A 24510-nucleotide genomic window follows, 5' to 3' on the forward strand; every position below is an offset into this window, starting at 1 on the left:
TGTTTTACAGTTTAACTTCCGGTTTTTGGTCAAATACATATTGCATTTTTAGCCATACAATTTGTTTGTTGGCATTCAGGCTGTTTCCGCCTAAATATTCAAGTAATTCCTCATAAGATAATAAGGAATAACTTTGTCCTAAGATGGACAAAGTGCCATTCATATTATTGCCTTTGATCCAATATAATCCTGTATTAAGTATGAATGCGGATTCTCCGTTCCTTTTACCGCAATATTCCCAGGTGTTGGTGATATCATTATAAAGATATAAATCATCTTTCTTCCACGAAAGTTTGTATTTGCTGGATAAGTTGCCGGGTTTGACAATCAGCAGCGAATCATTCCAAAATATCAATTTCTCAGCTTGTGAAAGTTGAAAGCGTTCACCAAAATATTTTTCGGCATCCTCCGGAGGTAGATTCTTTATCTCCTCATTGGGTAGTTTGCTTTGTAATTCGATGATATTCATTGATTTTGAAAAATAGTATGTGGAATCTTCCATAGGACGATCAGTTCCCGGATGGTCATTGTCGGAACAGGACGTTGTAACGAAGGTTACAGAAATTACGAATAAGACTGCAAATAGAGATTGGCTTGGATTTAGGCTCTGAGTTTGGATTTGTTTGTTCTTTCTGTGACGGTTGTTGGAAAACGTGAACGGTTCGTAATCGCGGATCTTTTTCAGTGCAGATAAAAAGAAGGATAGAAGTTTTCTTTTCTCCATGATGGTAAAGTTTTAAATGAAGTTTTATTGGACTATTGTGATCCTAAATTCTTATGTTTTTCAATAGGATAAGCGATAGTCTGAACATGAACGTTTCAATCCGACAGATTGTTCATGGAAGATTTATAGATTTCATTAATAAATCTTTCTTTTTAGATTAATAACTTTAGTTCTTTTGAGGACTGTATTGTTACTATTACGGATTTTCTAGAAATCGATGAATATGGTCGAGAATCCTATTTAGGTATACTTCTGTGAGAACATGTCGGGTGTTCGTTAATTTGGTTATTTTATCCGTATCATATTTTTGATTGTTAGATTTGACTCTTTTGAAAGCAGCTTGCACTAAGCAATACGCACATTCCAAGTCTGTAAGATCATATTTACTCCAATCATATGTTTCTATATCTCCATATAGATCTTCTAAAAAGGCATATATATTTTTAGATTTTTCTATATCTATTTTTGCTCTGCAAGGGCATGGATACTGATCGTTAAAGATTCGCTTTTTCATGATTTTATTCTTTTTGGGCGTTATCGATTCTTTCGAAGAGTTCTTTCCAGCACATAGCACGAACTGCATCTTTTTCATTCATTCTTGATTGTTCCATTGCTGAAATTTTCAAGTTGAGGGTGGAAATCATTTCATCCTGCGATTCAATATGCGTCCACATGAATGCGATAATGGAAAGTAACATGGTATTCAATAGTATGACGGTGATGCCAACTATATGGAGTTTTCTTGTTAAATAAATGTTGTTCCACATGCTCTTGGTACTTTTGAGATTAATACAGGACACAAAAAAACGTGCCCAATCCAGATGCATCCTTGAGGTGCGGCTAACAACCCATGTACTACAGCGCTGAACGGGCACGCATATTGTCGTGAAACAATACACAAGACCACGCTCAGTTTAATAGTACATCTTAGACTTTAGCCGCTTCCAAGGATGTTAAACTGAACTTATGTTAAATATAGATACCTTTTTATCAGGTATCTGCTGCAAATATAGAAAAATAAAAGATATTATCCAGAATTTGGGGTATGAATTTAGCATTGAGCCTGGCGATGTCTGTTTACCTTTTTATTAAAGTAGCAGATAATAACCGGATGATTTATCAAAATGTTAATCTGACATTTTGCTTCTCGTAAGCACTGTTCTAAGCAATATTCCGATCAAAGATACATGGTTGCCCGAAAAAATGGATTGTACAGCCATCTGCCTTTTTTGTTTTGACAGGATAATGCCCGGATAATTTGCAGAACAAATGGCTAAACCTGATTATTCTTTCCAACCGATAGGCGTAGTGGTATTATTCTATTTATTCTGTCAGAACAAAAAGAATCGACTGGATAAGCGAAATAGAAAAGCAATAACCCAGTGAGAGGACTTTTCTCGGATATTTCAGCTCTTTTTTGGTTCTTTTGAATATTTGAGACGATGATTATTAATACTTGAGATGCAGGATATAGATACTTTAGCCGATAGATATTAATACTTTAGCCGATAAGTATTAATATATCAGCCATTGGCTAAGGGTATTTCATCCGAAAAACAGCCTTGTTTTATATGTTTTTACTCTTTAAACCGCTTGAAGCAACGCTATCTTGTCCTTTTTGAAAAGAATGAATGTAAGGAAAGAGATTGGAAATGAAACATATTGCTATCTTAATTACATTTCAATTGAATATTTGCTTCTAAACGGTTTACTTTTTTTCTAAATCATTTCCATATCACGGCTTCAAATGGGCGCAATAGGAGTGTGCCGTTTTTCACACGCTTCGATTCATCGTTATAATTGCAAAAGATAGCCTTGCAATTTTTCATGTCCGCAATGAAGTCCATTTTTGCCATATGGGGAGAAAAGTTGAGTGTGACGATAAACCGCTCTCCTTTCCATGTGCGTTGATAGGCATAGATACGAGGATTTTGTGCATCTAACAGTAGATAATCACCGTAAACAAATGCTTCGTTTTCTTTCCTGAACTTGATAACTTTTTTGAAGTAGTTCAATATGGAATCCGGATTTTGTTCTTCCGCGGTTACGTTCACGGTCTTGTAATTAGGATTGACCTTTATCCATGGAGTGCCGGTTGTGAATCCTGCATTCGGGGAATCGTCCCATTGGAAGGGAGTCCTAGCATTGTCACGGGCTATTAGTTTTTGCTTCTCAAGGTAAGCATCCGTATCTCCACCCTCGTTCAGGATACGTTTGTAATTCGTGATTGTATCTACGTCTTTATAATCAGAAATATTCTCGAATTTGATATTATCCATTCCGATTTCATCTCCCGCGAACCAGTAAGCAGTACCGCGCATAGTCAATAAGAAAGTGGCTAACATTTTTGAAGACACTTCCCGGTATTCCCCGGTGTCTTTTCCGAAACGACTTAACAAGCGTGCCTGGTCATGGTTGCCCAAATAGATGGCGGGCCACCCGTCACCGGCTCCTTTATTCCAATCGGAAAACATTCTCTTCAAAGCAATCAAACTATATTCGATTCCTGTGTCTTTTCCGTCAGGTTTTGTCTCGTTACGAATGGCAGAGGGGCCGAATCCGTAGAGCATATCCAATTCCTGCCTATTGGGTGAAACAAACAGGGATGCCTCTTCCGGCTTTATTTCAGAACCTTCACCAACGGACATGGCATCGTATTTGGACAATACTTCCCGGTTCATTTCATGAAGATAATCGTGTAGATGGGGACCATGTGCATAGTAAGAGAAAACGTCCGGGTATTTTGCCAGATTTATCTCCGGGAAAGATATGTCTTTTGAAATCAAAGGTATGGAATCCATCCGGAAGCCATCGATTCCTTTTTCAAACCAAAACTTCATCATGTCAAATACTTCTGTGCGTACTTGTGGGTTTTCCCAGTTGATGTCCGGTTGCTTACGTGAGAAATAGTGGAGGTAATATGAATCTGTCGCTTCATTGTACTTCCATGCGGTTCCGTCTTCATCGAAATAACTTTTCCGTACCGGTGGAGTGCCTTTTTCTGCCGGCCACCAATGATAGAACTCATAATAAGGGTTTTCGCGTGAGGAACGTGCTGCAATGAACCAAGGATGTTCATCGCTGGTGTGGTTGACTACCAGATCCAATATCAACTTCATTCCGCGCTTATGGATATTTCGTAGTAGCCGGTCGAAATCTTCCATAGTGCCGAATTCATTCATAATGTCCCGGTAGTCACTGATATCATACCCGTTATCATCGTTCGGAGATGCAAAAATGGGATTCAACCAGATGGCATCCACCCCTAGGCTTTGTACATAGTCTAGTTTAGAGGTCAATCCCGGTAGGTCACCGATACCGTCACCGTTACTGTCTTTAAAACTTCTGGGGTAAATTTGATAAATGACCGCCCCTTTCCACCATTCTCTTTTCTGTTCCATATGGTTATTAAGATTGATTAAAATCTTTATACAAACATCTTATGGATACGAGATGTTTAGAATAACATGTAACAAAATGATAAAATTTATGGAAAATGGAGTAATGATGCAGTATTTTGAATGGAATCTGCCTAATGACGGACAATTGTGGAACCAACTTAAAGAAGATGCACACCATTTACATGAAATAGGCGTGACAGCCGTGTGGATACCCCCCGCATATAAAGCTACGAAACAAGCAGACGAAGGTTATGGAACCTATGATTTATACGATCTGGGTGAGTTCGACCAGAAAGGCACGGTGCGGACAAAGTACGGTACTAAGGAGGAATTGAAAGAAATGGTGGACGAATTGCATGCGAACGGGATTAGTGTCTATCTGGACGCTGTGATGAATCACAAAGCTGCTGCCGATCATACGGAGAAATGTATGGCTCGGTTGGTAAATCCGGATAATCGGGACGAGGCAGTGAGTGAGCCTTATGAGATTGAGTGTTGGACGGGCTTTGATTTTCCGGGAAGGGGCGACAAGTATTCTCCTTTCAAGTGGCATTGGTATCACTTCTCCGGTACGGATCTTAATGAAGCCGATAAGAAAAAAGGTATTTACCAGATTGTCGGTGAGGGAAAGGCTTGGAGTCAAGGAGTTGATGATGAGAATGGCAATTACGACTATCTGATGTTTGCCGATATAGATTTTGATCATCCCGAAGTCATCGAGGAAATGAAGAAATGGGGTATATGGGTTTCTAACGAATTAAATCTTGATGGTATGCGTTTAGATGCTATCAAGCATATGAATGACCAGTTTATTAAGCATTTCCTTGAAGCTGTACGTGCCGACCGCGGAGATGAGTTTTATGCGGTGGGAGAATATTGGAAAAACGATATCGGTTCATTGGATGAATACTTGGCCAACGTGCAATATGAAGTGGATCTGTTTGATGTCTGCCTGCATTATAATTTGTATCAGGCTTCGCAGGTGGGAAGGGAGTATGATTTGCAAAACTTGTTGACGAACACACTGGTGGAGAGGCATCCTGAGTTGGCCGTTACATTTGTAGACAATCATGATTCTCAAAAGAACAGCTCATTGGAATCTCAAATAAAGGACTGGTTCAAACCGTCGGCTTATGCACTTATTTTATTGATGGACAAAGGGTATCCTTGTATCTTTTATGGTGATTATTACGGAGTGAAAGGAAAAAAGTCCCCTCATCGTAAAGTGATAGATATTTTATTGGACGTGCGTCGTAAATATGCGCATGGTGAGCAAATCGATTATTTCGACCATCCCAATACGGTTGGATTTATACGTAAAGGTGATGCGGAACATGCGGATTCGGGCTTGGCTCTTCTCATCTCAAATGGTGATGATGGAGACAAAATAATGAATGTCGGTCGGGAACATGCGGGTGAAGTGTGGTATGAAGTTACCAGAAACCGGAAAGAACAGATCACTATTGATACTGAAGGTAACGGACAGTTCCCCGTATCAGGGGGGAAAGTGGCTGTATGGGTAAAAAAGAGTGATATAAAAATCTGAAGAATGAAAATGTTATCGAAGAGAAAGAATTTAGTTTCGTCGCTAATTAAGATAGGGAAAGAAACGATTCAGGGATTTATTGATGATAACGTGACAAGGCTGAGTGCTTCGCTGGCTTATGCGACTTTATTTTCGATCATTCCTTTTCTTTCTCTTTTGATAACTTTCGGTGTGTACCTTGAATTTGATTTGGCCAATCAATTTTATGCTCAGTTGGACCCCATTGTAGGAGCAAAAGTGATTGAAGCCCTTCAATCAATTACCGAAAATGCTGAAAAAACAAATATTTCTTCATTTGCCGCTGTGGTGAGTTTGGGTGTTTCCATATTCGGTGCAACTACTGTTTTTGCCGAAATACAAAGTGCCTTGAATACTATTTGGGGAATAAAAGCCATTCCTAAAAGGAGTTGGCTCAAATATATTAAGAACCGCTTGTTGTCTTTTTCTATTATTCTTGTTTTTGCTTTCATTCTTTTGATAACTTTCAGCATAACCAATATCATAGTGGAATTGAGTAACAGGTTTATGGTCAATAATCCGGATGTGGCGGAATCATTTGTAAAGGTAATAGGGATGATTATAAATATCGGAGTTACGGTACTCATCTTTACACTGATCTTTAAAATACTGCCCGATGCAAAAATAAAAAGTAAAGATGTGATAGTTGGGGCGATTGTAACTACTGTGTTGCTATTGGCTGGTCAATGGGGGATTTCACTTTATATTGGGATTGCAAATGTAGGAACGGTATATGGAGCTGCCGCATTCATGGTGGTATTCGTCACATGGATTTATTTTTCGGCTATCATTATTTATACAGGTGCTGAGTTTACAAAGGCTTGGGCAAATGAAATGGGCGGCAAAATATTTCCCGATGAGTATGCCGTGGCGACCCGCATAATTGAGATACATGAGGATTAACCATCTCTTTTCAAGTATAGGTTCATATTTATGTTGTATAACACACTATTTATTCTTGCTGAATTTAAATAAATTACCTTCCTTTGCAGCAGGATAGTTCAGCACAGTTGTCGATCTGTCCTTAAAGCCTTTTTAATTCATACTATATGAAAGCAATTTTTGGACAACAAACTACGAAAGTGAAGCAACTGGCTGATATCATCAGTCAGGACATATCGGCTGGCAAGTACAAAGCCGGCAATGCTTTGCCTTCCATCAATCAGTTGAGCCAAGATTATAAGGTGTCACGGGATACCGTTTTTAAGGCTTTTATCGACTTGAAAGAAAGAGGAATCATTGATTCCACACCGGGTAAAGGGTATTATGTGGTGAATCGTCAGAAAAGCATACTGTTGATGCTTGACGAATATTCCCCTTTTAAAGACACGTTCTACAATAGTCTGGTTCACGGACTATCTTCCCGCTACAAAGTCGACCTTTGGTTTCATCAGTACAATGAACACTTGTTTAATGCCATCCTTCGCGAATCTTTGGGACGTTATAACAAATATGTGGTGATGAACTTCGATAATGAAAAATTCTCTCCCGATTTGTATAAAATAGACTCTTCCCGGCTTTTACTGCTCGACTTCGGAAAGTTTGATAAAAAAGATTATCCTTACATCTGTCAGGATTTTGATGAAGCATTTTATAATGCATTGGCACAACTTTCCGGTCGGTTAAGCCATTACGAAGCGATGGTGCTGCTTTTTCCTAAAGGAACGAAGCATCCGAAGAGTACTTGTGAGTATTTTCTGAAATTTTGTGCCGACCATCGACTGGCAGCCGAAGTGAAGGAAGAGATGGAGGAGGTAGAAATACAAAAAGGAAGTGTTTATATAGCCATCCGGCAGGTCGATGTGGTAAATGTTGTCAAGAAAGGACGTGCGGCAGGTTTGGAGTGTGGGATGGATTTCGGTCTGATAGCCTATAATGAAACACCTGCCTACGAAGTGATTGACAAGGGAATCACTACGCTGAGTATCGACTGGGAGAAGATGGGAGCATTCGTTGCCGACTTTATTGTTTCGGGGCGGAAGATTCAGACCTATCTGCCTACGGAAGTGCGTTTAAGGGGATCTTTATAAGATTTTTTTTAAATGGATGTCAGCATAGTTCAGCATAGATGGGAAATGTTATTAATCATTATATAGTAGTATGAAAAAGTATCCGAAAATTGGGATTCGTCCCACAATTGATGGTCGCCAAGGTGGTGTCCGCGAGAGTCTTGAAGAAAAGACAATGAATCTGGCTAAAGCTGTGGCAGAGTTAATTTCTGACAATTTGAAGAACGGTGACGGCAGTCCGGTGGAATGTGTGATTGCCGATAGCACGATCGGTCGTGTTGCCGAAAGTGCGGCTTGTGCCGAAAAGTTCGAGCGCGAAGGCGTAGGTGCTACCATTACGGTGACTTCTTGCTGGTGCTATGGTGCGGAAACAATGGATATGAACCCGTATTATCCGAAAGCCGTATGGGGGTTCAATGGGACGGAACGTCCGGGAGCTGTTTATCTGGCAGCAGTATTGGCAGGACATGCACAAAAAGGTTTGCCGGCATTCGGCATCTATGGACATGATGTACAAGATTTGGACGATAATTCCATTCCGGCAGATGTTGCAGAGAAAATACTTCGCTTTGCACGTGCTGCACAGGCTGTGGCTACCATGAGAGGCAAATCCTATCTTTCCATGGGTAGTGTTTCTATGGGCATCGCTGGCTCGATTGTCAATCCTGATTTCTTCCAGGAATATCTGGGGATGCGTAATGAATCGGTTGACCTTACTGAGATCATCCGCCGGATGACGGAAGGTATCTATGATAAAGAGGAATTTGCCAAAGCAATGGCCTGGACGGAAAAGCATTGCAAAAAGAATGAAGGTAAGGACTTCAACATTCCCGAAAAGACCAAAACTCGTGAACAGAAAGAGGATGATTGGGAGTTCATTGTTAAAATGACGATCATTATGCGCGATCTGATGCAGGGCAATCCGAAACTGAAAGAGATGGGATTTAAAGAAGAAGCATTAGGGCATAATGCGATAGCTGCCGGTTTCCAGGGACAACGCCAGTGGACTGACTTTTACCCGAACGGAGACTATTCGGAAGCCTTGTTGAATACATCCTTCGACTGGAACGGCATTCGGGAAGCATATGTCGTGGCTACGGAAAATGATGCTTGCAATGGGGTGGCTATGCTTTTCGGTCACTTGCTCACCAACCGGGCACAGATCTTCTCCGATGTACGTACTTATTGGAGTCCGGAAGCCGTAAAACGTGTCACGGGTAAAGAACTGACCGGATTGGCTGCCAATGGTATTATCCATTTGATTAACTCCGGTGCTACTACTTTGGATGGTACAGGACAACAAACGGATGCAGAAGGCAATCCTGTCATGAAACCCTATTGGGAGATCGGGGAAGAGGAAGTGGAGAAATGCTTGGAGGCTACCACTTGGTATCCCGCTAACCGTGATTATTTCCGTGGAGGTGGTTTTTCTTCTAATTTCCTTTCAAAAGGAGGTATGCCTGTCACTATGATGCGCCTGAACCTGATCAAAGGTCTTGGTCCGGTATTGCAGATCGCAGAAGGTTGGACAGTAGAGATTGATCCTGAAATCCACAAATTGCTGAATGAACGTACAGACCGCACTTGGCCTACTACCTGGTTTGTTCCGCGTCTTTGCGATAAACCTGCCTTCCGGGACGTCTATTCGGTAATGAATAATTGGGGAGCCAATCATGGCGCAATCAGCTATGGCCATATCGGGCAAGATCTGATCACGATGGCTTCCATGCTTCGTATTCCGGTATGTATGCACAATGTGGAAGATGATAAAATATTCCGTCCGGCTGCATGGAATGCTTTCGGTATGGACAAGGAAGGTGCCGATTATAGAGCTTGTGCTACTTACGGACCGATTTATAAATAGAAATAGTTGTCGAACTTTATAAAAAAGCATTATGATAACAAATGAACAGATAGAGCAGTTTATTGCTCAGGCACACCGGGTGGGAGATGCAGGTCTTACGCTTTGTAGCAGTGGAAATATCTCCTGGAGAATCGGTGAGGAAGTACTGGTCTCCGGAACGGGATCATGGGTTCCGACACTTCCTAAAGAGAAAGTGGCTGTTTGCCGCCTCTCTACGGGAGAAGTGCTGAATGGCGTGAAACCTTCTATGGAAAGTGGTTTTCACTTGGGTGTACTTCGCGAACGTCCCGATGTAAATGTGGTACTCCATTTCCAATCAAAATATGCTACGGCTGTGGCTTGTATGAAGAATGTTCCGACTAATTTTAATGTAACGGCTGAGATTCCTTGCCACGTCGGCAGTGAAATTCCGGTTATTCCTTATTTTCGTCCGGGATCGAAAGAGTTGGCACAGGAAGTCATTAACGGTTTGAAAGATCATAATTCCATCCTACTGTTGAAACACGGTCAGGTGGTATGTGGTAAGGATTTTGACGAAGTTTTCGAACGGGCAGTGTTTTTTGAGATGGCGTGTCGCATCATTATTTTGTCCGGTGGCGATTATACGGTTTTGACTCCGGAAGAGATTGATGACCTGGAGACGTATGTTTTAGGTAAAAAGACAAAATGATGTTGGATGTTTATTTAGCCATAGATTTCGGAGCAGGAAGTGGCCGGGTAATGGCTGGTTTTGTCAGTGAGGGAATGGTAAATCTGGAAGAGATTTACCGCTTCCCGAACCGTCAGGTACGTTTGGGTGATCATCTTTATTGGGATTTTCCCGCTTTGTTTGCGGATATGAAACAAGGTATACGGAAAGCGGTCCAAAAGGGATTTCATATAAAGAGTATCGGAATAGATACTTGGGGGGTAGATTTCGGGCTGATCGATAAGAATGGTAACTTATTGGGTAATCCGGTCTGCTATCGCGATTCCCGGACCGACGGACTTCCCGAAGAGGTCTTTGCAAATACCGATATTTCCCGTCACTATGCGGAAGTGGGTATTCAAGTGATGGCAATCAATACGCTATTCCAGCTTTGTAGTATGAAGAAAAGTGACGATATCCTTCTGAAAATGGCAGATAAATTATTGTTTATGCCCGACCTTTTCAGTTACTTCCTGACGGGAACAGCCAATAACGAATATACGATTGCTTCTACTTCCGAATTGCTGGATGCACGTAGCAGGACATGGAATTGGGAGTTGATTCGTCAATTTGGATTGCCTGAATCGCTGTTTGGTGAGATCGTCATGCCCGGTACGGTTCGTGGCAGATTGAAGAAAGATATTGCCGAAGAGATGGGTGTGGATTATGAGATAGATGTCATAGCCGTTGGCTCGCACGATACGGCAAGTGCTGTATTTACGGCTGGTTTGGGTGATACTCGTCATTCTGTATCCGCCTTTTTGAGTTCCGGGACCTGGTCGTTACTGGGCATTGAACTTGATGAACCTATTTTGAGTGAAGAGGCGCGCCTTGCAGGTTTTACCAATGAAGGAGGAGTCGGAGGGAAAATCCGTTTCCTGCAAAATATCACAGGATTGTGGATATTGCAACGGTTGATTGCTCAATGGGAAGAAACTCACAAGGAAACCGGTTATGATGCTCTGATCTCTGCTGCCGAAGATTCGGATATAACTTCCGTGATCGATGTGGATGATCCGGCCTTTAGCTGTCCGGCAGATATGGAACATGCAATAGCGGATTACTGTCGTGTACACAATTTACAGATCCCCCAAACACAAGGTGAATATGTACGGTGCGTTTTGCAATCATTGGCACATCGGTATAAACTGGGTATTGAACAACTGAATCGTCTGTTACCTTCTCCTGTTGAGGCGTTGCATATCATTGGTGGAGGTTGCCGGAACGGGTTGCTGAACCGGTTGACTGAGGATGCGTTGGGCATACCGGTTTATGCAGGTCCTGTCGAAGCTACTGCTATTGGCAATATCTTGGTACAAGCTTTGGCTAAAGGAGAAATAAAGAACCGTGACGAAATAACAACTATTATTTAAAGAATAAGCAGGCTTATGGAAACACTTATGAAAAGTTACCGGATCAAAGAATACGACCAACCAGTGAAACGTTATTGTCGGACACTCGATCTGCGTGATGATCCCGAATTGATAAATGAATACCGTCGTCGGCATAGCAAGGAAAATATATGGCCGGAAGTGATTGCGGGTATTCGTGAGGTGGGTATTCTTGAAATGGAAATTTATATTCTTGGTACTCGTCTCTTTATGATTGTGGAAACACCGCTAGATTTCGATTGGGATTCGGCAATGGAACGTCTGTCCACTCTTCCCCGACAACAGGAATGGGAAGATTATATGTCCATTTTTCAGATGGCAAAGCCGGGGAGTACTTCCGATGAGAAGTGGCAACCGATGGAACGAATGTTCCACTTATATTAATCATTGAAAAACAAACCTTTTTACCCGTATGAATAACACCAAACATGCTTCAATATTGAGCAAAAACGGCGTAAGCTACCTTATTCCTTTTATTCTTATTACCAGTTGTTTTGCCTTGTGGGGATTTGCTAATGATATCACAAATCCCATGGTAAAGGCTTTCTCGAAAATATTCCGGATGAGTGTGACGGATGGTGCGCTGGTGCAGGTTACATTCTATGGCGGATATTTTGCTATGGCTTTTCCCGCAGCCATGTTTATCCGCAAGTATTCTTATAAAGCAGGCGTTCTTTTGGGGTTAGGGCTCTATGCTGTGGGAGCATTACTCTTTTTCCCGGCAAGTATGACCGGCAGTTATTATCCTTTTTTGTTGGCTTACTTCATTCTGACTTGCGGACTGTCTTTTCTTGAGACCAGTTGTAATCCGTATATTTTATCAATGGGAACGGAAGAAACTGCTACTCGTCGCCTTAATCTTGCCCAATCTTTTAATCCGATAGGATCTCTGTTGGGAATGTATGTAGCCATGAACTTTATACAGAACCGTTTGAATCCGTTGGATACAGTCGGGCGTAGCCAATTGTCTACTGCAGAGTTTGAAACGATACGTGATTCGGACTTGTCGGTGCTTATTGCCCCTTATTTGATTATTGGTATTGTTATTTTGGCAATGTTGCTTCTTATTCGACTTGTAAAGATGCCAAAAAATAGTGATCAATCACATGACATCAATTTTATTCCTACGTTAAAACGTATTTTCTCCATTCACCATTATCGTGAAGGGGTAGTGGCACAGTTCTTTTATGTCGGTGCGCAGATTATGTGTTGGACATTTGTTATTCAATACGGAACTCGTTTATTCATGTCGCAAGGTATGGAAGAACAGGCTGCAGAAGTGTTGTCACAGAAGTATAATATCATTGCAATGGTTATCTTCTGTTTCAGTCGTTTCATCTGTACATTCATTTTGCGTTATCTCAATCCGGGACAGTTGTTGAAGATTTTAGCTATTGTTGCTTGCTTGTTTACTATCGGTGTTATCTTTTTACAAAACATTTGGGGGATGTATTGTTTAGTGGGCATTTCGGCTTGTATGTCATTGATGTTCCCCACAATTTATGGTATAGCTCTAAAAGGACTGGGGGATGATGCTAAGTTTGGAGCTGCCGGATTGATCATGGCCATATTGGGAGGCTCTGTTTTGCCTCCGTTGCAAGCTTGCATTATCGATCAGAATACATTATTCGGTATGCCTGCAGTCAATCTGTCGTTTATCCTTCCTTTTATTTGTTTTATTGTCATTGTGATCTATGGCCATCGGTCATATGTGAGAGCGAAAAGATAAAAGGTATAAGCTGGGTATAATTATACTCTATATTCGGAAATAGGAATGAAAGTGAAGTCGTGATGAACTCATCTCCATTCCTATTTCCGGTAAATATTGTTTTCTATTCTTAGAGAATTGTAGTTTTTAAGCTTGATTGAATGGTCATTTTAATTACTAACCTCGATCTCAACGATTTCTTCGTTACAAATCGTAAGTTTTTCTACTCCTTCATTGGTAACTACCCATGAGTTTTCCACACCTACAGGTCCAACGCCCGGCAGTACGATCTTAGGTTCCAGAGCGAAGACCATTCCTGGTTCCAATTTTTGTTTCATACGTGGAGCAATAACCGGCATTTCATTAATTTCCAAACCGATGCCATGACCGATAAAACGTGCTTGTTGGCCTATTCCCATGAAGTTCTTGGCAAATCCGGCTTTAGTAACCATCTCGATAGCTGTATTGTACATGTCTTCACAAACAGTGCCCGGTTTAGCAATGGAAGCTATTTCATTTTGAATATCCAAACATACTTGATGAGCGGTGTAAGCTTCATCACTCAGTTTGCCGATTGAATATACACGGCTCATATCTCCCATATAGCCGTAAAAGTTTCCTCCCATATCTACCATGAAGCATTGGCCTTCTTTAATAGGGGTATCATTTACTCCAACCGGAAGTGCCGGGTCGAGCCCTTCGCCACCCAAAGCGAAATCGAAAGGAGAAGGATTAGCAGCATTATCTCCTGCCAATAGACTACCCATGAAAATCTCCATGCTTTGCCCGAATACGCGGAAGATACCTAAAGAGCCTTCCAGACGCATCAAGCGTTCCACTTCAATGGCAAGTTCACGATCTGTCATTCCAGGATGGTAAACAGAAGGGATTTTATCGTAAGCCTTGGCATGTGCGATACCCGAACGGTGGAACATCTCGATTTCGATAGGAGTCTTTGTGCTGCGTGCTTGACGAATCAGAGGTGTGCCATTTACAATTTCCGATTCCGGGAACAAGGCAGCCAATCGGTTATATTCCGTATAAGATAGTTCATCACCTTCCAACATCAATTTGGTAGGCATAGGAAGATTATTTTCTGTTATTAATTCAATGATTTGTTCCGGTTTGCGGATGGAGAAAATATGTTCTCCAGATATATTATTGGGGCGTTTTATAAAAAGGAGAGCAGGAGAGTTGAGCGGAAGATAAAGGTATCCGCTGACAATACGACCAAACGTATAAAGCAAGTTTACATTACAAGTGATCAATGCGGCGTCAATTCCTTGTTGAGCCATGAACCAACGAATCTTATCGCGGCGAAGTTTTAATTCCGGTTGTAACATCTCAATATTATATTTTTATTTTGTGCTACAAAGTTACTCGAATTTAGTTGAATATGAAACCTTCTGTAAAAAAAGTGCGCTACCCGCGTCCTGTCACAGGAGGCGAGTAGCGCAAACCACAAATACAAATACAACTAAACAAAGTTTTTTTTACCCATTTTATCTTGTTAGATGATTCCTTGTCCCATCATTGCGTGAGCCACTTTCATGAAGCCTGCAATGTTAGCACCTTTCATATAGTTGATATAACCATCTTTTTCTGTTCCATATTTAACACATTGAGTATGGATATCACTCATGATCTGGTGGAGATATCTATCAACTTCTTCAGCAGTCCAAGAAATATGCATAGCATTCTGGGTCATTTCAAGACCGGAAGTTGCTACACCACCTGCATTGACAGCCTTACCAGGACCATACATGATTTTTGCAGCGAGGAATGTATCGATAGCTTCAGGACGGCAACCCATATTTGAAACTTCACCAACACAGAATACACCGTTTGCAACCAATTGCTTGGCATCTTCTTCATTGACTTCATTCTGAGTAGCACAAGGCATAGCGATATCCACTTTCTGTTCCCATGGTTTCTTGCCCGGGAAGAATTTAGCATTTGGATATTTTTCTGCATAAGGAGCTACGATGTCATTACCACTTGCACGAAGTTCAAGCATATAATCGATCTTATCGCCAGAAATACCGTCCGGATCGTAAATGTAACCGTCAGGTCCGGAGATCGTAACGACTTTAGCACCTAATTCAGTAGCTTTTGTGGCAGCACCCCATGCTACATTTCCGAAACCGGAGATAGCCACAGTCTTGCCTTCGAAACTTGTCCCTTTATCTTGCAACATTTGCTGAACAAAATAGCAAGCACCGAAACCAGTAGCTTCAGGACGAATCAGTGAACCACCGAATTCCAATCCTTTGCCTGTAAATGTACCGGTATGTTCACGAGTCAATTTCTTATACATACCGAACAAGAATCCTACTTCGCGACCACCTACACCGATATCACCGGCAGGAACATCCATGTCAGGACCTATGTGACGCCATAATTCAAGCATGAAAGCTTGGCAGAAACGCATGATTTCAGCTTCGCTCTTACCTCTCGGAGAGAAGTCTGAACCGCCTTTACCACCACCCATAGGTAATGTTGTCAGTGCATTTTTGAACGTCTGCTCAAATCCTAAGAATTTCAAAATAGAAAGGTTAACGGAAGCATGGAAACGAACACCGCCTTTGTACGGGCCGATTGCATTGTTGAATTGTACGCGATAACCGAGGTTAGTCTGTACTTCACCATTGTCGTCTACCCATGTAACACGGAAAGTGAAGATGCGATCCGGCTCTACAATTCTTTCAACAATCTTGGCTTTTTCAAACTCAGGATGTTCATTGTATATGTTTTCAATTGAGATAAGTACTTCTTTGACTGCCTGAAGATACTCAGATTCACCGGGATGCTTTGCCTCAAGAGAGGTCATAATTTTCTGAATGTTCATAATACTATGTTTTAAAAAGGTTGATTCTGATAAAATGTCAACTGGTGACACTGCAAATATAGGGATTTTTTTCTATATCAATCATTTTTCATCTATTTTTTTGTTTAATTAATGATAAAATGATAGTTTGGGGGCTTGTGGAATACTAAAAAGTCCCGCTGAACTATTCAAATGATAATTCAGCGGGACTATATAATATAATAAGGTGTATTTAGAAGGTTGGTTGCATACCCAAATTGTACATCACAAATCCGTAAATATCGGCTTGTTCTTCTAGAACTTTACTCATCGGTTTTCCGGCACCGTGACCGGCTTTACTGTCAATACGAATAATGGTCGGATTAGTCCCGTCATTGCATTCTTGCAGAGTGGCGGCAAATTTGAATGAGTGGGCAGGAACTACACGATCGTCATGATCTGCAGTAGTAATCATGGTAGCAGGATACGTAGTATCCGGTTTCAGATTATGTAAGGGAGAATAACCTTTCAGATAGTCAAACATTGCTTTACTATCTTCGCTTGTTCCATAATCACTTGCCCAATTCCAGCCAATAGTAAACTTATGATAACGTAGCATATCCATTACCCCGACTTGAGGTATGGCTACTTTGAATAGCTCAGGGCGCTGAGTCATACAAGCGCCTACCAATAGCCCACCGTTAGAACCTCCGACAATGGCGATTTTATCGGGATTAGTGTAGTTATTATTAATAAGGTATTCCGCTGATGCTATAAAATCGTTGAATACATTCTGTTTCTGCATTTTAGTTCCTGCTACATGCCATTCTTCACCATATTCATTTCCACCACGTAGATTGACTTGTGCATAAATTCCTCCATTTTCAAGGAAAGGGATTCGGGTTGTTGTGAAGGTAGGATTCAGGCTGATCGCGAAACCGCCATATCCGTATAGGAATACCGGATTCTTTCCATCCATTTTCATATCTTTCTTATACGTAAGGAACATTGGAATCATAACACCGTCCTTACTTGGGAAAAAGGTTTGCTCCGTTATAAATTCGTCCGGATTGAACTGTACTTTCGGGGCGCGATATACTTCATAAGTATTCTTATCCATGTCATATTTATAAGTAGTACCCGGAATGGTAAATGAAGTAAAACCGAAGAAGCACTCTTTGTCCTCCTTGTTACCGCTGAATCCTACAGATCCCAATGAGGGCAATTTGATCTCCTGAATTTGCTTGCCATCGAGGTCGTAAATGAAAGCATGGTTGGAAGCATCTTTATCATATGTCAGGAATAGTTTATCACCAATAACATTTACTCCCGAAAGTACGGATTCAGATTCGGGAATCAGTTCTACCCATTCTTCAGATTTCGGGCGATGGATATCAGCCACCATTATTCTGTTTTTAGGAGCGCCATAGTTGGTAAAGATATACATCTTATCTCCGATTACTTCGATAGGAGCGTATTGGTAATCAAAGTCGGTTGTTAATTGTACCAGCGGTGCATTGGGCTTGGTCAGATCTTTCATAAAAAGATTGTTGCCTCTTCCGGCTCCTGATTCATATACAAAAAGTATGCGTTCATCTTCACTGGTTTCAGCGGAATAAAAACGTTTCGGATAGTCGGGATTCTGATAAATCAGTTCGTCTTTTGATTGAGGAGTACCGATCTTATGATAATAGATTTTATGTAATTCGTTTACGTTGGAGAACTCTTTACCTTTTGCCGGGGCGTCATAGGCACTATAGTAAAAGCCGTCTCCTTTCCATGATGCACCTGTAAATTTAGCCCATTCTATGTGGTCTTCCAATTGTTTCCCTGTGGCTGCATCCATTACGTATATTTCTGTCCAATCCGATCCGCTGCGTGAAATGGTATAAGCCACATATTTGCCATCATTGGAAAAAGATATCCCGGTTAAAGCCACTGTACCATCTTCCGATAATTGATTAGGATCGAGGAATACGCGAGGTTCTCCATCTAAAGTATCTTGTACATAAAGTACATTTTGATTTTGGAGTCCGTCATTTTTATAAAAGTAATATTTTCCATGCTTTTTGAATGGGGTGCCTATTTTCTCGTAATCTGCAAGGTCTGTCAAACGTTTCAATAATTGATTGCGAAAAGGTATTTGGGCAAGATATTCGTTCGTGACTTTATTTTCAGCTTCTATCCATGCGGCTGTTGCAGCGCTGGTGTCATTTTCCAGCCAACGATACGGATCAGGTACTTTGGTACCAAAGTAAACATCTACAGAATCTACCTTTGCTGTATTAGGGTAGATTAATTTCTTTTGGGAAGTTGTACATGATGTAATCATAATTCCACTTAGTAATAATAAAGTTGTTTTCTTCATCGTCTTTCTTTTAGTAATTCGATTTTCTTTATTTGTTTTACTGTCGAGAGGGGGGGCAATGACAGTTGTTTTTTAGTATTTTTAGTCCTTCTATACAATTGCGTTTCACAACATGATAGTAGGATGGATTAATTTTGGCTTTAAAAGTACGAAGAAAAATTAAGTTAAACAAATAATTCGTACATAGAAGTGAATATAAAATGCATAAACAATGAATTACAATAAAATATATATTATAATGTATAGTGTATACTTTTAATTTGTCTATTTTTGTATCTGCTAACGACAAACTAACTTTGATTTGCAGATATCCGGTTTTGGAGTAATTCTACTGAATATCTAAATAACTTTTATACACGAATGATATGTATCTCTTAATAAAAAGAATAGCCTTTAGTTGTTTGATTGCCACGTTGATTAGTTGTACAAGAAGTGCGATAGTTACGGACAATGTACTTTCTGATTATGTTAATCCGTTTATTGGTGCCAGTACGAATGTCGGGGATGCGGGTACATACCATGGACTAGGTAAAACTTTTCCGGGAGCAACGACTCCATATGGTATGGTACAGGTAAGTCCGAATACCATAACAGGCGGGGACAATGGTTCTGGATATAGTTATGAACATCAAACGTTAGAAGGATTTGCGTTTACACAAATGAGTGGAATCGGTTGGTATGGTGATCTTGGCAATTTTTTGGTAATGCCGTCCACCGGAAAGTTGCAACTGATTGCAGGAAAAGAAGATAATAGCATAAAAGGGTACCGTTCGCGTTATGATAAGAAAACCGAAATAGCCAAAGCAGGATATTATTCAACTGAGCTGATTGATTATAATATAAAGGTAGAGTCGACGGTTGCCCCGCATAGCGGAGTCTTGAGGTTTACTTTTCCGGAAAACGAACAATCACGTATTCAAATAGATCTTGCTCGCAGAGTAGGCGGTACGTCTACTAAGCAGTATGTTAAAATATTGGATGAATTTACTATTCAAGGTTGGATGAAATGTAATCCTGATGGTGGCGGTTGGGGTAATGGAGCAGGTAAAACGGATTATACCGTGTATTACTATGCCCGTTTCAGTAAACCGATTGAAAATTACGGTATATGGAGTGCTGATATTCCAGATGATTGGAGTCGTAAAAATGACGAAGTGGTAAGCCTTCCTTATTTGTCTAAGATAGCGCAATCTCAAATACTATCTGATAAAAAAGAACTTGAAGGAAAGCATCTTGGTTTCTTTACCGAATTCCCTACCGATGATTCGGAAGAAGTTACGTTGAAAGTAGGTATTTCTTTTGTGGATGTGGAAGGAGCTAAAAAAAATTTTGAGGCTGAAGTAGCAGAGAAGGATTTTGATCGGATCAGAGAAGAGGCACAGGCTTCGTGGGATCAGGCACTGGGGTGCTTGAAAGTTTCCGGTGGGTCCGAAGATCAGAAAACTATTTTCTACACGGCACTCTATCATACGATGATCGATCCAAGAACATATATGGATGTAGACGGGCGTTATGTAGGTGGAGACGGGAAAATTCATGTAGGTTCCGATTTTACAAAACGGACTATTTTTAGTGGATGGGATGTTTTCCGTAGCCAGTTTCCATTGCAGACAATTATTAATCCAACTCTAGTAAATGATGAACTCAATTCTCTGATAACTTTGGCGGAAGAGAGTGGAAATGAATATTTTGAGCGGTGGGAAATACTAAATGCATACTCCGGTTGTATGTTTGGTAATCCGGCAATCTCTGTTTTGGCAGATGCCTATTTAAAAGGAATTCGGGGATATGATGTGGAAAAGGCATATCGATATGCTGTGAATACTTCCCATAAATTTGGAACAGGAGAACTTGGATACAGTCCTGAACCATACAGTGTTGCATATACGTTGGAGTATGCATATTCTGATTGGTGCATAGCTCAACTTGCTAAATTATTGGGAAAAGAAGAGGATTATGCCGTATTTATGGAAAAGGGGCAAGCCTACCGGAATATCTTCGATAAAGAGAAAAATTGGTTCCGTCCCCGTAATGTAGACGGATCGTGGGTGGAATGGCCTGAAGAAGGACGATTAAAAGAATGGTACGGATGTTCCGAAGCTAATTTATATCAACAGGGATGGTTTGTCCCTCAGGATATTCCCGGTATGATAGAGTTGATGGGTGGCCGGGACAAAGTGCTTACGGACCTGACGGATTTCTTTGAAATGACCCCTCAAAATATGTTGTGGAATCTCTATTATAACCATGCTAATGAACCTGTACATTTGGTTCCTTTCCTTTTCAATCATTTACAAGCGCCTTGGCTTACACAGAAATGGACACGATTTATTTGCGATAAAGCTTACACTAACTCGGTGGAAGGTCTTGTTGGAAATGAAGATGTGGGGCAAATGTCTGCTTGGTACGTATTGGCCGCAACAGGTATTCATCCTTCTTGCCCTGGAAGTACCCGGTACGAAATAACCAGTCCTGTATTTTCAAAGATCGAATTCGCTTTGGATCCTACTTATTATAAGGGAGGAAAGTTTACCATCATCGCACATGACAATTCACCGGAGAATATTTACATTCAACGGGCCATTCTGAATGGAAAAGAGTATGATAGATGTTATATTGACTTTACTGATATTACTGCCGGTTCAATTCTTGAATTGTATATGGGAAGTGAGCCAAACAGGGAATGGGGCATTCGATAAATGAAAATGATTCTTCTTTGTTTGCATTTCCCGATTAAAACAGCGATTTTTGTCATTCAATAAATAATGGCCGGGAATTCATGCTTAGTAAATACAAATTAAATCAGCTCTATTTTAAAGATACACAGTTTGCCAATCTGATGACACGCCGTATCTTTAATATCTTATTGATTGCCAATCCGTATGATGCATTTATGTTGGAAGATGACGGACGCATTGATGAAAAGATATTTAATGAATATACCTCTCTTTCGCTGCGTTATCCTCCGCGCTTCTCGCAAGTATCAACAGAAGAAGAAGCATTGGCATTGCTTGAAAAAATGACGTTCGATCTTGTTATTTGTATGCCCGGAACGGGTGATAATGACAGTTTTGACATCGGCAGGCATATCAAGAGTCTTTACGAACATATCCCCATTGTCATTCTTACTCCTTTTAGTCATGGCATAACGGCACGTATTGCCGATGAAGATCTGACTGCTTTCGATTATGTGTTCTGTTGGCTGGGCAATACCGATTTGCTGGTATCTATTATCAAGCTTATAGAAGATAAAATGAATCTGGAACATGATGTGGCAGAAGTCGGTGTGCAGCTTATTCTTTTGGTAGAGGACGGGATACGCTTTTATTCATCTGCATTGCCAAATCTATATAAATTCGTACTTAAACAGAGTCAGGAGTTCAGTACGGAAGCATTGAATGCCCATCAACGGACGCTTCGTATGCGTGGCCGTCCTAAGATTGTTTTAGCACGAACCTATGAAGAAGCGATCGGGCTTTATGAAAAATATAAGAACAATATTCTGGGAGTGATAACCGATGTCCGTTTTCCACATGTGGAAAGGGGTGAAAAGGATGGGTTGGCAGGTATCAAGCTATGCGCTGCCATACGGAAAGAAGATCCTTTCGTTCCTCTCATCATCCAATCTTCCGAATCGGAGAATGCCGCTTATGCAGCCAAGTATGGGGCTAGCTTTATCGATAAAAACTCCAAGAAAATGGATGTCGACCTGCGCCGGATTGTCTCTGATGATTTCGGATTCGGTGATTTTGTATTCCGCAATCCGGAGACCGGTGAAGAAATAGCCCGGGTACGCAATCTTAAGGAACTTCAGAACATCCTGTTTGCTGTTCCGGCCGAATCTTTCCTGTACCACATCTCCCGTAATCATGTTTCGCGGTGGCTTTATTCACGTGCGATGTTTCCTGTGGCCGAATTCTTGAAACCGATTACATGGAACAGTTTACAGGACGTGGATGCACATCGCCGGATTATCTTTGAAGCTATTGTAAAATACCGTAAGATGAAGAACCAGGGAGTAGTGGCGGTATTCAAGCGCGATCGTTTCGACCGCTATTCAAATTTTGCGCGGATCGGAGACGGCTCTCTTGGTGGGAAAGGACGTGGATTGGCCTTTATTGATAATATGGTAAAGCGTCATCCGGAGTTTGACGAATTTGAAAACGCTAGGGTAGCTATTCCGAAAACCGTCGTTCTATGTACGGATGTTTTCGATGAATTCATGGATACCAATAACCTCTATCAGATTGCGCTCTCTGATGCCGATGATGATGTTATTCTGCGTTATTTCCTGAAAGCCAAATTGCCCGACCGGCTTGTTGAGGACTTCTTCACCTTCTTCGATGTGGTGAAGTCCCCCATCGCCATACGTTCGTCTTCTTTGCTTGAGGACTCGCATTACCAACCGTTTGCGGGGATTTATAATACTTATATGATTCCTTATCTGGACGACAAGTATGAGATGCTCCGTATGTTGTCCGATGCTATAAAAGGTGTTTATGCATCCGTTTATTTCCGGGATTCAAAAGCATATATGCAAGCAACGAGCAACGTGATTGATCAGGAAAAGATGGCGGTGATCCTGCAGGAAGTTGTGGGGAATCAATATGGAGACAGGTATTACCCTTCGATGTCCGGTGTGGCACGTTCGCTGAACTACTATCCTTTGGGCGATGAGAAAGCTGAAGAAGGAACGGTGAATCTGGCTTTGGGATTAGGCAAATATATTGTGGATGGCGGTAAGACACTTCGCTTTTCACCCTATCATCCCAATCAGATACTTCAGACTAGTGAGATGGAGATGGCTCTCAAAGAAACACAGACCCAGTTCTATGCGCTTGATCTTAGGAATGCGGGAGATAACTTTTCCATCGATGATGGTTTCAATTTGCTTAAACTAAATGTGAAGGAAGCCGATGCTGACGGCTCGCTTAGGTATATTGCATCCACTTATGATCCTTATGATCAAATCATTCGCGATGGTTTATATCCCGGTGGACGTAAGGTGATCACGTTCGCTAATATTTTGCAGCATGACGTTTTTCCGCTGGCACGCATATTGCAGCTGGTACTGAAGTACGGACAACAGGAGATGCGTCGTCCGGTGGAGATAGAATTTGCTGCCACATTAAATCGTGATCAGGACAAGACCGGAACTTTCTATCTGTTGCAAATCCGTCCCATTGTCGATACGAAGGAGATGCTTGATGAAAATCTGTCGGCTATTCCGGATGAAGAAGTCATTTTGCGATCCGATAATTCATTGGGACATGGCGTGATGAATGATATTCATGACATTGTTTATGTAAAAACAGAAGGTTACAGTGCTTCTAAGAATCAGGATATTGCGTGGGAAATTGAAAAGTTGAACCAGCGTTTCTTAAATGAAGGAAAGAATTATGTTCTTGTCGGACCCGGACGTTGGGGTAGTAGTGACAGTTGGCTGGGCATTCCCGTGAAATGGCCGCATATCTCGGCAGCCCGTGTCATTGTGGAGGCGGGATTAACCAATTACCGGGTCGATCCCAGCCAAGGAACACATTTCTTCCAGAATCTGACCTCTTTCGGAGTCGGCTATTTTACGATTAATGCTTTTATGGGTGATGGCGTTTATAATCAGGATTTCCTCAATGCACAACCGGCTGTGGAAGAGACGAAATATTTGAGACATGTACGGTTTAAATCACCGATAGTCGTGAAAATGGATGGTAAGAAGAAATTAGGTGTAGTGATGATGCCTGAGGGGGAATGAAAGTTATATAAACATGTTTCAGAAGTATGATATTCGGCTTTTACATAAAAGCCTACAAGTCTAAATACGATGAAAAGAACATTTTGGTAGTGAAGTTCTAAGTCGCTTACCAATTCATAAGGAGTGTCGGCAAAAAAAACTTTGTAGCCACCGGAAGAAAGCGTCCGGTGGCCTCGTTCGTATTTCATGAATAAATTTCTGTATTTCGAATGTAGCTAGAGATTGAAAAAGGCAG

The 24510-nt window shown here is 41.2% G+C and carries 17 protein-coding genes and 1 pseudogene; 10 read left to right on the forward strand and 8 right to left on the reverse strand.

Annotated features, from left to right (window positions below):
- Window positions 1–4 precede the first annotated feature (4 nt).
- The 4 genes from H8744_RS09870 to H8744_RS09885 form a co-directional block, all read right to left on the reverse strand.
- The gene (locus H8744_RS09870) at window positions 5–724 is read right to left on the reverse strand and encodes a hypothetical protein (protein ID WP_262434671.1); all 720 of its coding nucleotides are present in this window, start codon (window positions 722–724) and stop codon (window positions 5–7) included.
- A 196-nt stretch (window positions 725–920) separates the two neighbouring features.
- Window positions 921–1238, reverse strand: coding sequence for a hypothetical protein (locus tag H8744_RS09875; RefSeq protein WP_262434672.1), 318 nt, complete (start codon window positions 1236–1238; stop codon window positions 921–923).
- A 4-nt stretch (window positions 1239–1242) separates the two neighbouring features.
- Window positions 1243–1491, reverse strand: a complete 249-nt coding sequence (locus H8744_RS09880) for a hypothetical protein (RefSeq protein WP_262434673.1) — start codon at window positions 1489–1491, stop codon at window positions 1243–1245.
- Window positions 1492–2448: 957 nt separating this feature from the next.
- The gene (locus tag H8744_RS09885; protein ID WP_262434674.1) at window positions 2449–4125 is read right to left on the reverse strand and encodes a glycoside hydrolase family 13 protein; all 1677 of its coding nucleotides are present in this window, start codon (window positions 4123–4125) and stop codon (window positions 2449–2451) included.
- A gap of 88 nt (window positions 4126–4213) precedes the next feature.
- Here H8744_RS09885 and H8744_RS09890 point away from each other — a divergent pair, with 88 nt between their 5' ends.
- The 8 genes from H8744_RS09890 to fucP all read left to right on the forward strand — a co-directional run bounded on the left by H8744_RS09890 (window position 4214) and on the right by fucP (window position 13370).
- Window positions 4214–5671, forward strand: a complete 1458-nt coding sequence (locus H8744_RS09890; RefSeq protein ID WP_262434675.1) for an alpha-amylase — start codon at window positions 4214–4216, stop codon at window positions 5669–5671.
- 3 nt (window positions 5672–5674) lie between these two features.
- Window positions 5675–6592, forward strand: a complete 918-nt coding sequence (locus tag H8744_RS09895) for a YihY/virulence factor BrkB family protein (protein ID WP_262434676.1) — start codon at window positions 5675–5677, stop codon at window positions 6590–6592.
- A 146-nt stretch (window positions 6593–6738) separates the two neighbouring features.
- Window positions 6739–7719, forward strand: a complete 981-nt coding sequence (locus tag H8744_RS09900) for a GntR family transcriptional regulator (protein WP_262434677.1) — start codon at window positions 6739–6741, stop codon at window positions 7717–7719.
- A gap of 70 nt (window positions 7720–7789) precedes the next feature.
- On the forward strand, window positions 7790–9562 hold the full coding sequence (gene fucI / locus H8744_RS09905) for an L-fucose isomerase (RefSeq protein WP_262434678.1): 1773 nt from the start codon (window positions 7790–7792) through the stop codon (window positions 9560–9562).
- Between the two features lie 31 nt (window positions 9563–9593).
- On the forward strand, window positions 9594–10232 hold the full coding sequence (locus H8744_RS09910) for a class II aldolase/adducin family protein (RefSeq protein WP_262434679.1): 639 nt from the start codon (window positions 9594–9596) through the stop codon (window positions 10230–10232).
- A gap of 2 nt (window positions 10233–10234) precedes the next feature.
- Window positions 10235–11623 (forward strand): rhamnulokinase, encoded by a 1389-nt coding sequence (locus H8744_RS09915; RefSeq protein ID WP_305067477.1) that lies wholly within the window; start codon window positions 10235–10237, stop codon window positions 11621–11623.
- Between the two features lie 15 nt (window positions 11624–11638).
- Window positions 11639–12025, forward strand: a complete 387-nt coding sequence (locus H8744_RS09920) for an L-rhamnose mutarotase (protein ID WP_262434681.1) — start codon at window positions 11639–11641, stop codon at window positions 12023–12025.
- A gap of 28 nt (window positions 12026–12053) precedes the next feature.
- Entirely contained in the window at window positions 12054–13370 is a 1317-nt protein-coding gene (fucP, locus tag H8744_RS09925) for an L-fucose:H+ symporter permease (protein WP_262434682.1), read from the forward strand.
- A gap of 149 nt (window positions 13371–13519) precedes the next feature.
- Here the strand turns inward: fucP and H8744_RS09930 are convergent, their stop codons facing one another.
- From H8744_RS09930 to H8744_RS09940, 3 genes are all read right to left on the reverse strand, one after another.
- Entirely contained in the window at window positions 13520–14692 is a 1173-nt protein-coding gene (locus H8744_RS09930; RefSeq protein WP_262434683.1) for a M24 family metallopeptidase, read from the reverse strand.
- 167 nt (window positions 14693–14859) lie between these two features.
- Entirely contained in the window at window positions 14860–16197 is a 1338-nt protein-coding gene (gene gdhA, locus H8744_RS09935; protein ID WP_262434684.1) for an NADP-specific glutamate dehydrogenase, read from the reverse strand.
- Between the two features lie 211 nt (window positions 16198–16408).
- A complete protein-coding gene (locus tag H8744_RS09940) occupies window positions 16409–18523 on the reverse strand; it encodes a prolyl oligopeptidase family serine peptidase (protein ID WP_262434685.1) in 2115 nt (704 codons plus the stop codon).
- Window positions 18524–18888: 365 nt separating this feature from the next.
- Between H8744_RS09940 and H8744_RS09945 the strand changes: the two genes are divergently transcribed.
- Window positions 18889–21222, forward strand: a complete 2334-nt coding sequence (locus H8744_RS09945) for a GH92 family glycosyl hydrolase (RefSeq protein WP_262434686.1) — start codon at window positions 18889–18891, stop codon at window positions 21220–21222.
- An 80-nt stretch (window positions 21223–21302) separates the two neighbouring features.
- Window positions 21303–24275, forward strand: coding sequence for a PEP/pyruvate-binding domain-containing protein (locus H8744_RS09950; protein WP_262434687.1), 2973 nt, complete (start codon window positions 21303–21305; stop codon window positions 24273–24275).
- Window positions 24276–24292: 17 nt separating this feature from the next.
- On the opposite strand, the pseudogene H8744_RS18880 reads toward H8744_RS09950, so the two are convergent.
- Window positions 24293–24491 (reverse strand): annotated as a pseudogene (locus H8744_RS18880) (AAA family ATPase); the annotation flags it as partial.
- Between the last annotated feature and the right edge of the window lie 19 nt (window positions 24492–24510).

Origin of the sequence: Jilunia laotingensis (assembly GCF_014385165.1) — a bacterium.
GTDB lineage: Bacteria > Bacteroidota > Bacteroidia > Bacteroidales > Bacteroidaceae > Bacteroides > Bacteroides laotingensis.

What these genes read in the sequence shown, in the direction of transcription:
- H8744_RS09890 (WP_262434675.1), top strand. Translation starts at nt 4,214, where the DNA reads ATGGAAAATGGAGTAATGATGCAGTATTTTGAATGGAATCTGCCTAAT.
- H8744_RS09900 (WP_262434677.1), top strand. Translation starts at nt 6,739, where the DNA reads ATGAAAGCAATTTTTGGACAACAAACTACGAAAGTGAAGCAACTGGCT.
- H8744_RS09875 (WP_262434672.1), bottom strand. Translation starts at nt 1,238, where the DNA reads ATGAAAAAGCGAATCTTTAACGATCAGTATCCATGCCCTTGCAGAGCA.
- gdhA (WP_262434684.1), bottom strand. Translation starts at nt 16,197, where the DNA reads ATGAACATTCAGAAAATTATGACCTCTCTTGAGGCAAAGCATCCCGGT.
- H8744_RS09950 (WP_262434687.1), top strand. Translation starts at nt 21,303, where the DNA reads ATGCTTAGTAAATACAAATTAAATCAGCTCTATTTTAAAGATACACAG.
- H8744_RS09885 (WP_262434674.1), bottom strand. Translation starts at nt 4,125, where the DNA reads ATGGAACAGAAAAGAGAATGGTGGAAAGGGGCGGTCATTTATCAAATT.
- H8744_RS09910 (WP_262434679.1), top strand. Translation starts at nt 9,594, where the DNA reads ATGATAACAAATGAACAGATAGAGCAGTTTATTGCTCAGGCACACCGG.
- H8744_RS09930 (WP_262434683.1), bottom strand. Translation starts at nt 14,692, where the DNA reads ATGTTACAACCGGAATTAAAACTTCGCCGCGATAAGATTCGTTGGTTC.
- H8744_RS09920 (WP_262434681.1), top strand. Translation starts at nt 11,639, where the DNA reads ATGGAAACACTTATGAAAAGTTACCGGATCAAAGAATACGACCAACCA.
- H8744_RS09940 (WP_262434685.1), bottom strand. Translation starts at nt 18,523, where the DNA reads ATGAAGAAAACAACTTTATTATTACTAAGTGGAATTATGATTACATCA.
- H8744_RS09895 (WP_262434676.1), top strand. Translation starts at nt 5,675, where the DNA reads ATGAAAATGTTATCGAAGAGAAAGAATTTAGTTTCGTCGCTAATTAAG.
- H8744_RS09945 (WP_262434686.1), top strand. Translation starts at nt 18,889, where the DNA reads ATGTATCTCTTAATAAAAAGAATAGCCTTTAGTTGTTTGATTGCCACG.
- H8744_RS09880 (WP_262434673.1), bottom strand. Translation starts at nt 1,491, where the DNA reads ATGTGGAACAACATTTATTTAACAAGAAAACTCCATATAGTTGGCATC.
- fucP (WP_262434682.1), top strand. Translation starts at nt 12,054, where the DNA reads ATGAATAACACCAAACATGCTTCAATATTGAGCAAAAACGGCGTAAGC.
- fucI (WP_262434678.1), top strand. Translation starts at nt 7,790, where the DNA reads ATGAAAAAGTATCCGAAAATTGGGATTCGTCCCACAATTGATGGTCGC.
- H8744_RS09870 (WP_262434671.1), bottom strand. Translation starts at nt 724, where the DNA reads ATGGAGAAAAGAAAACTTCTATCCTTCTTTTTATCTGCACTGAAAAAG.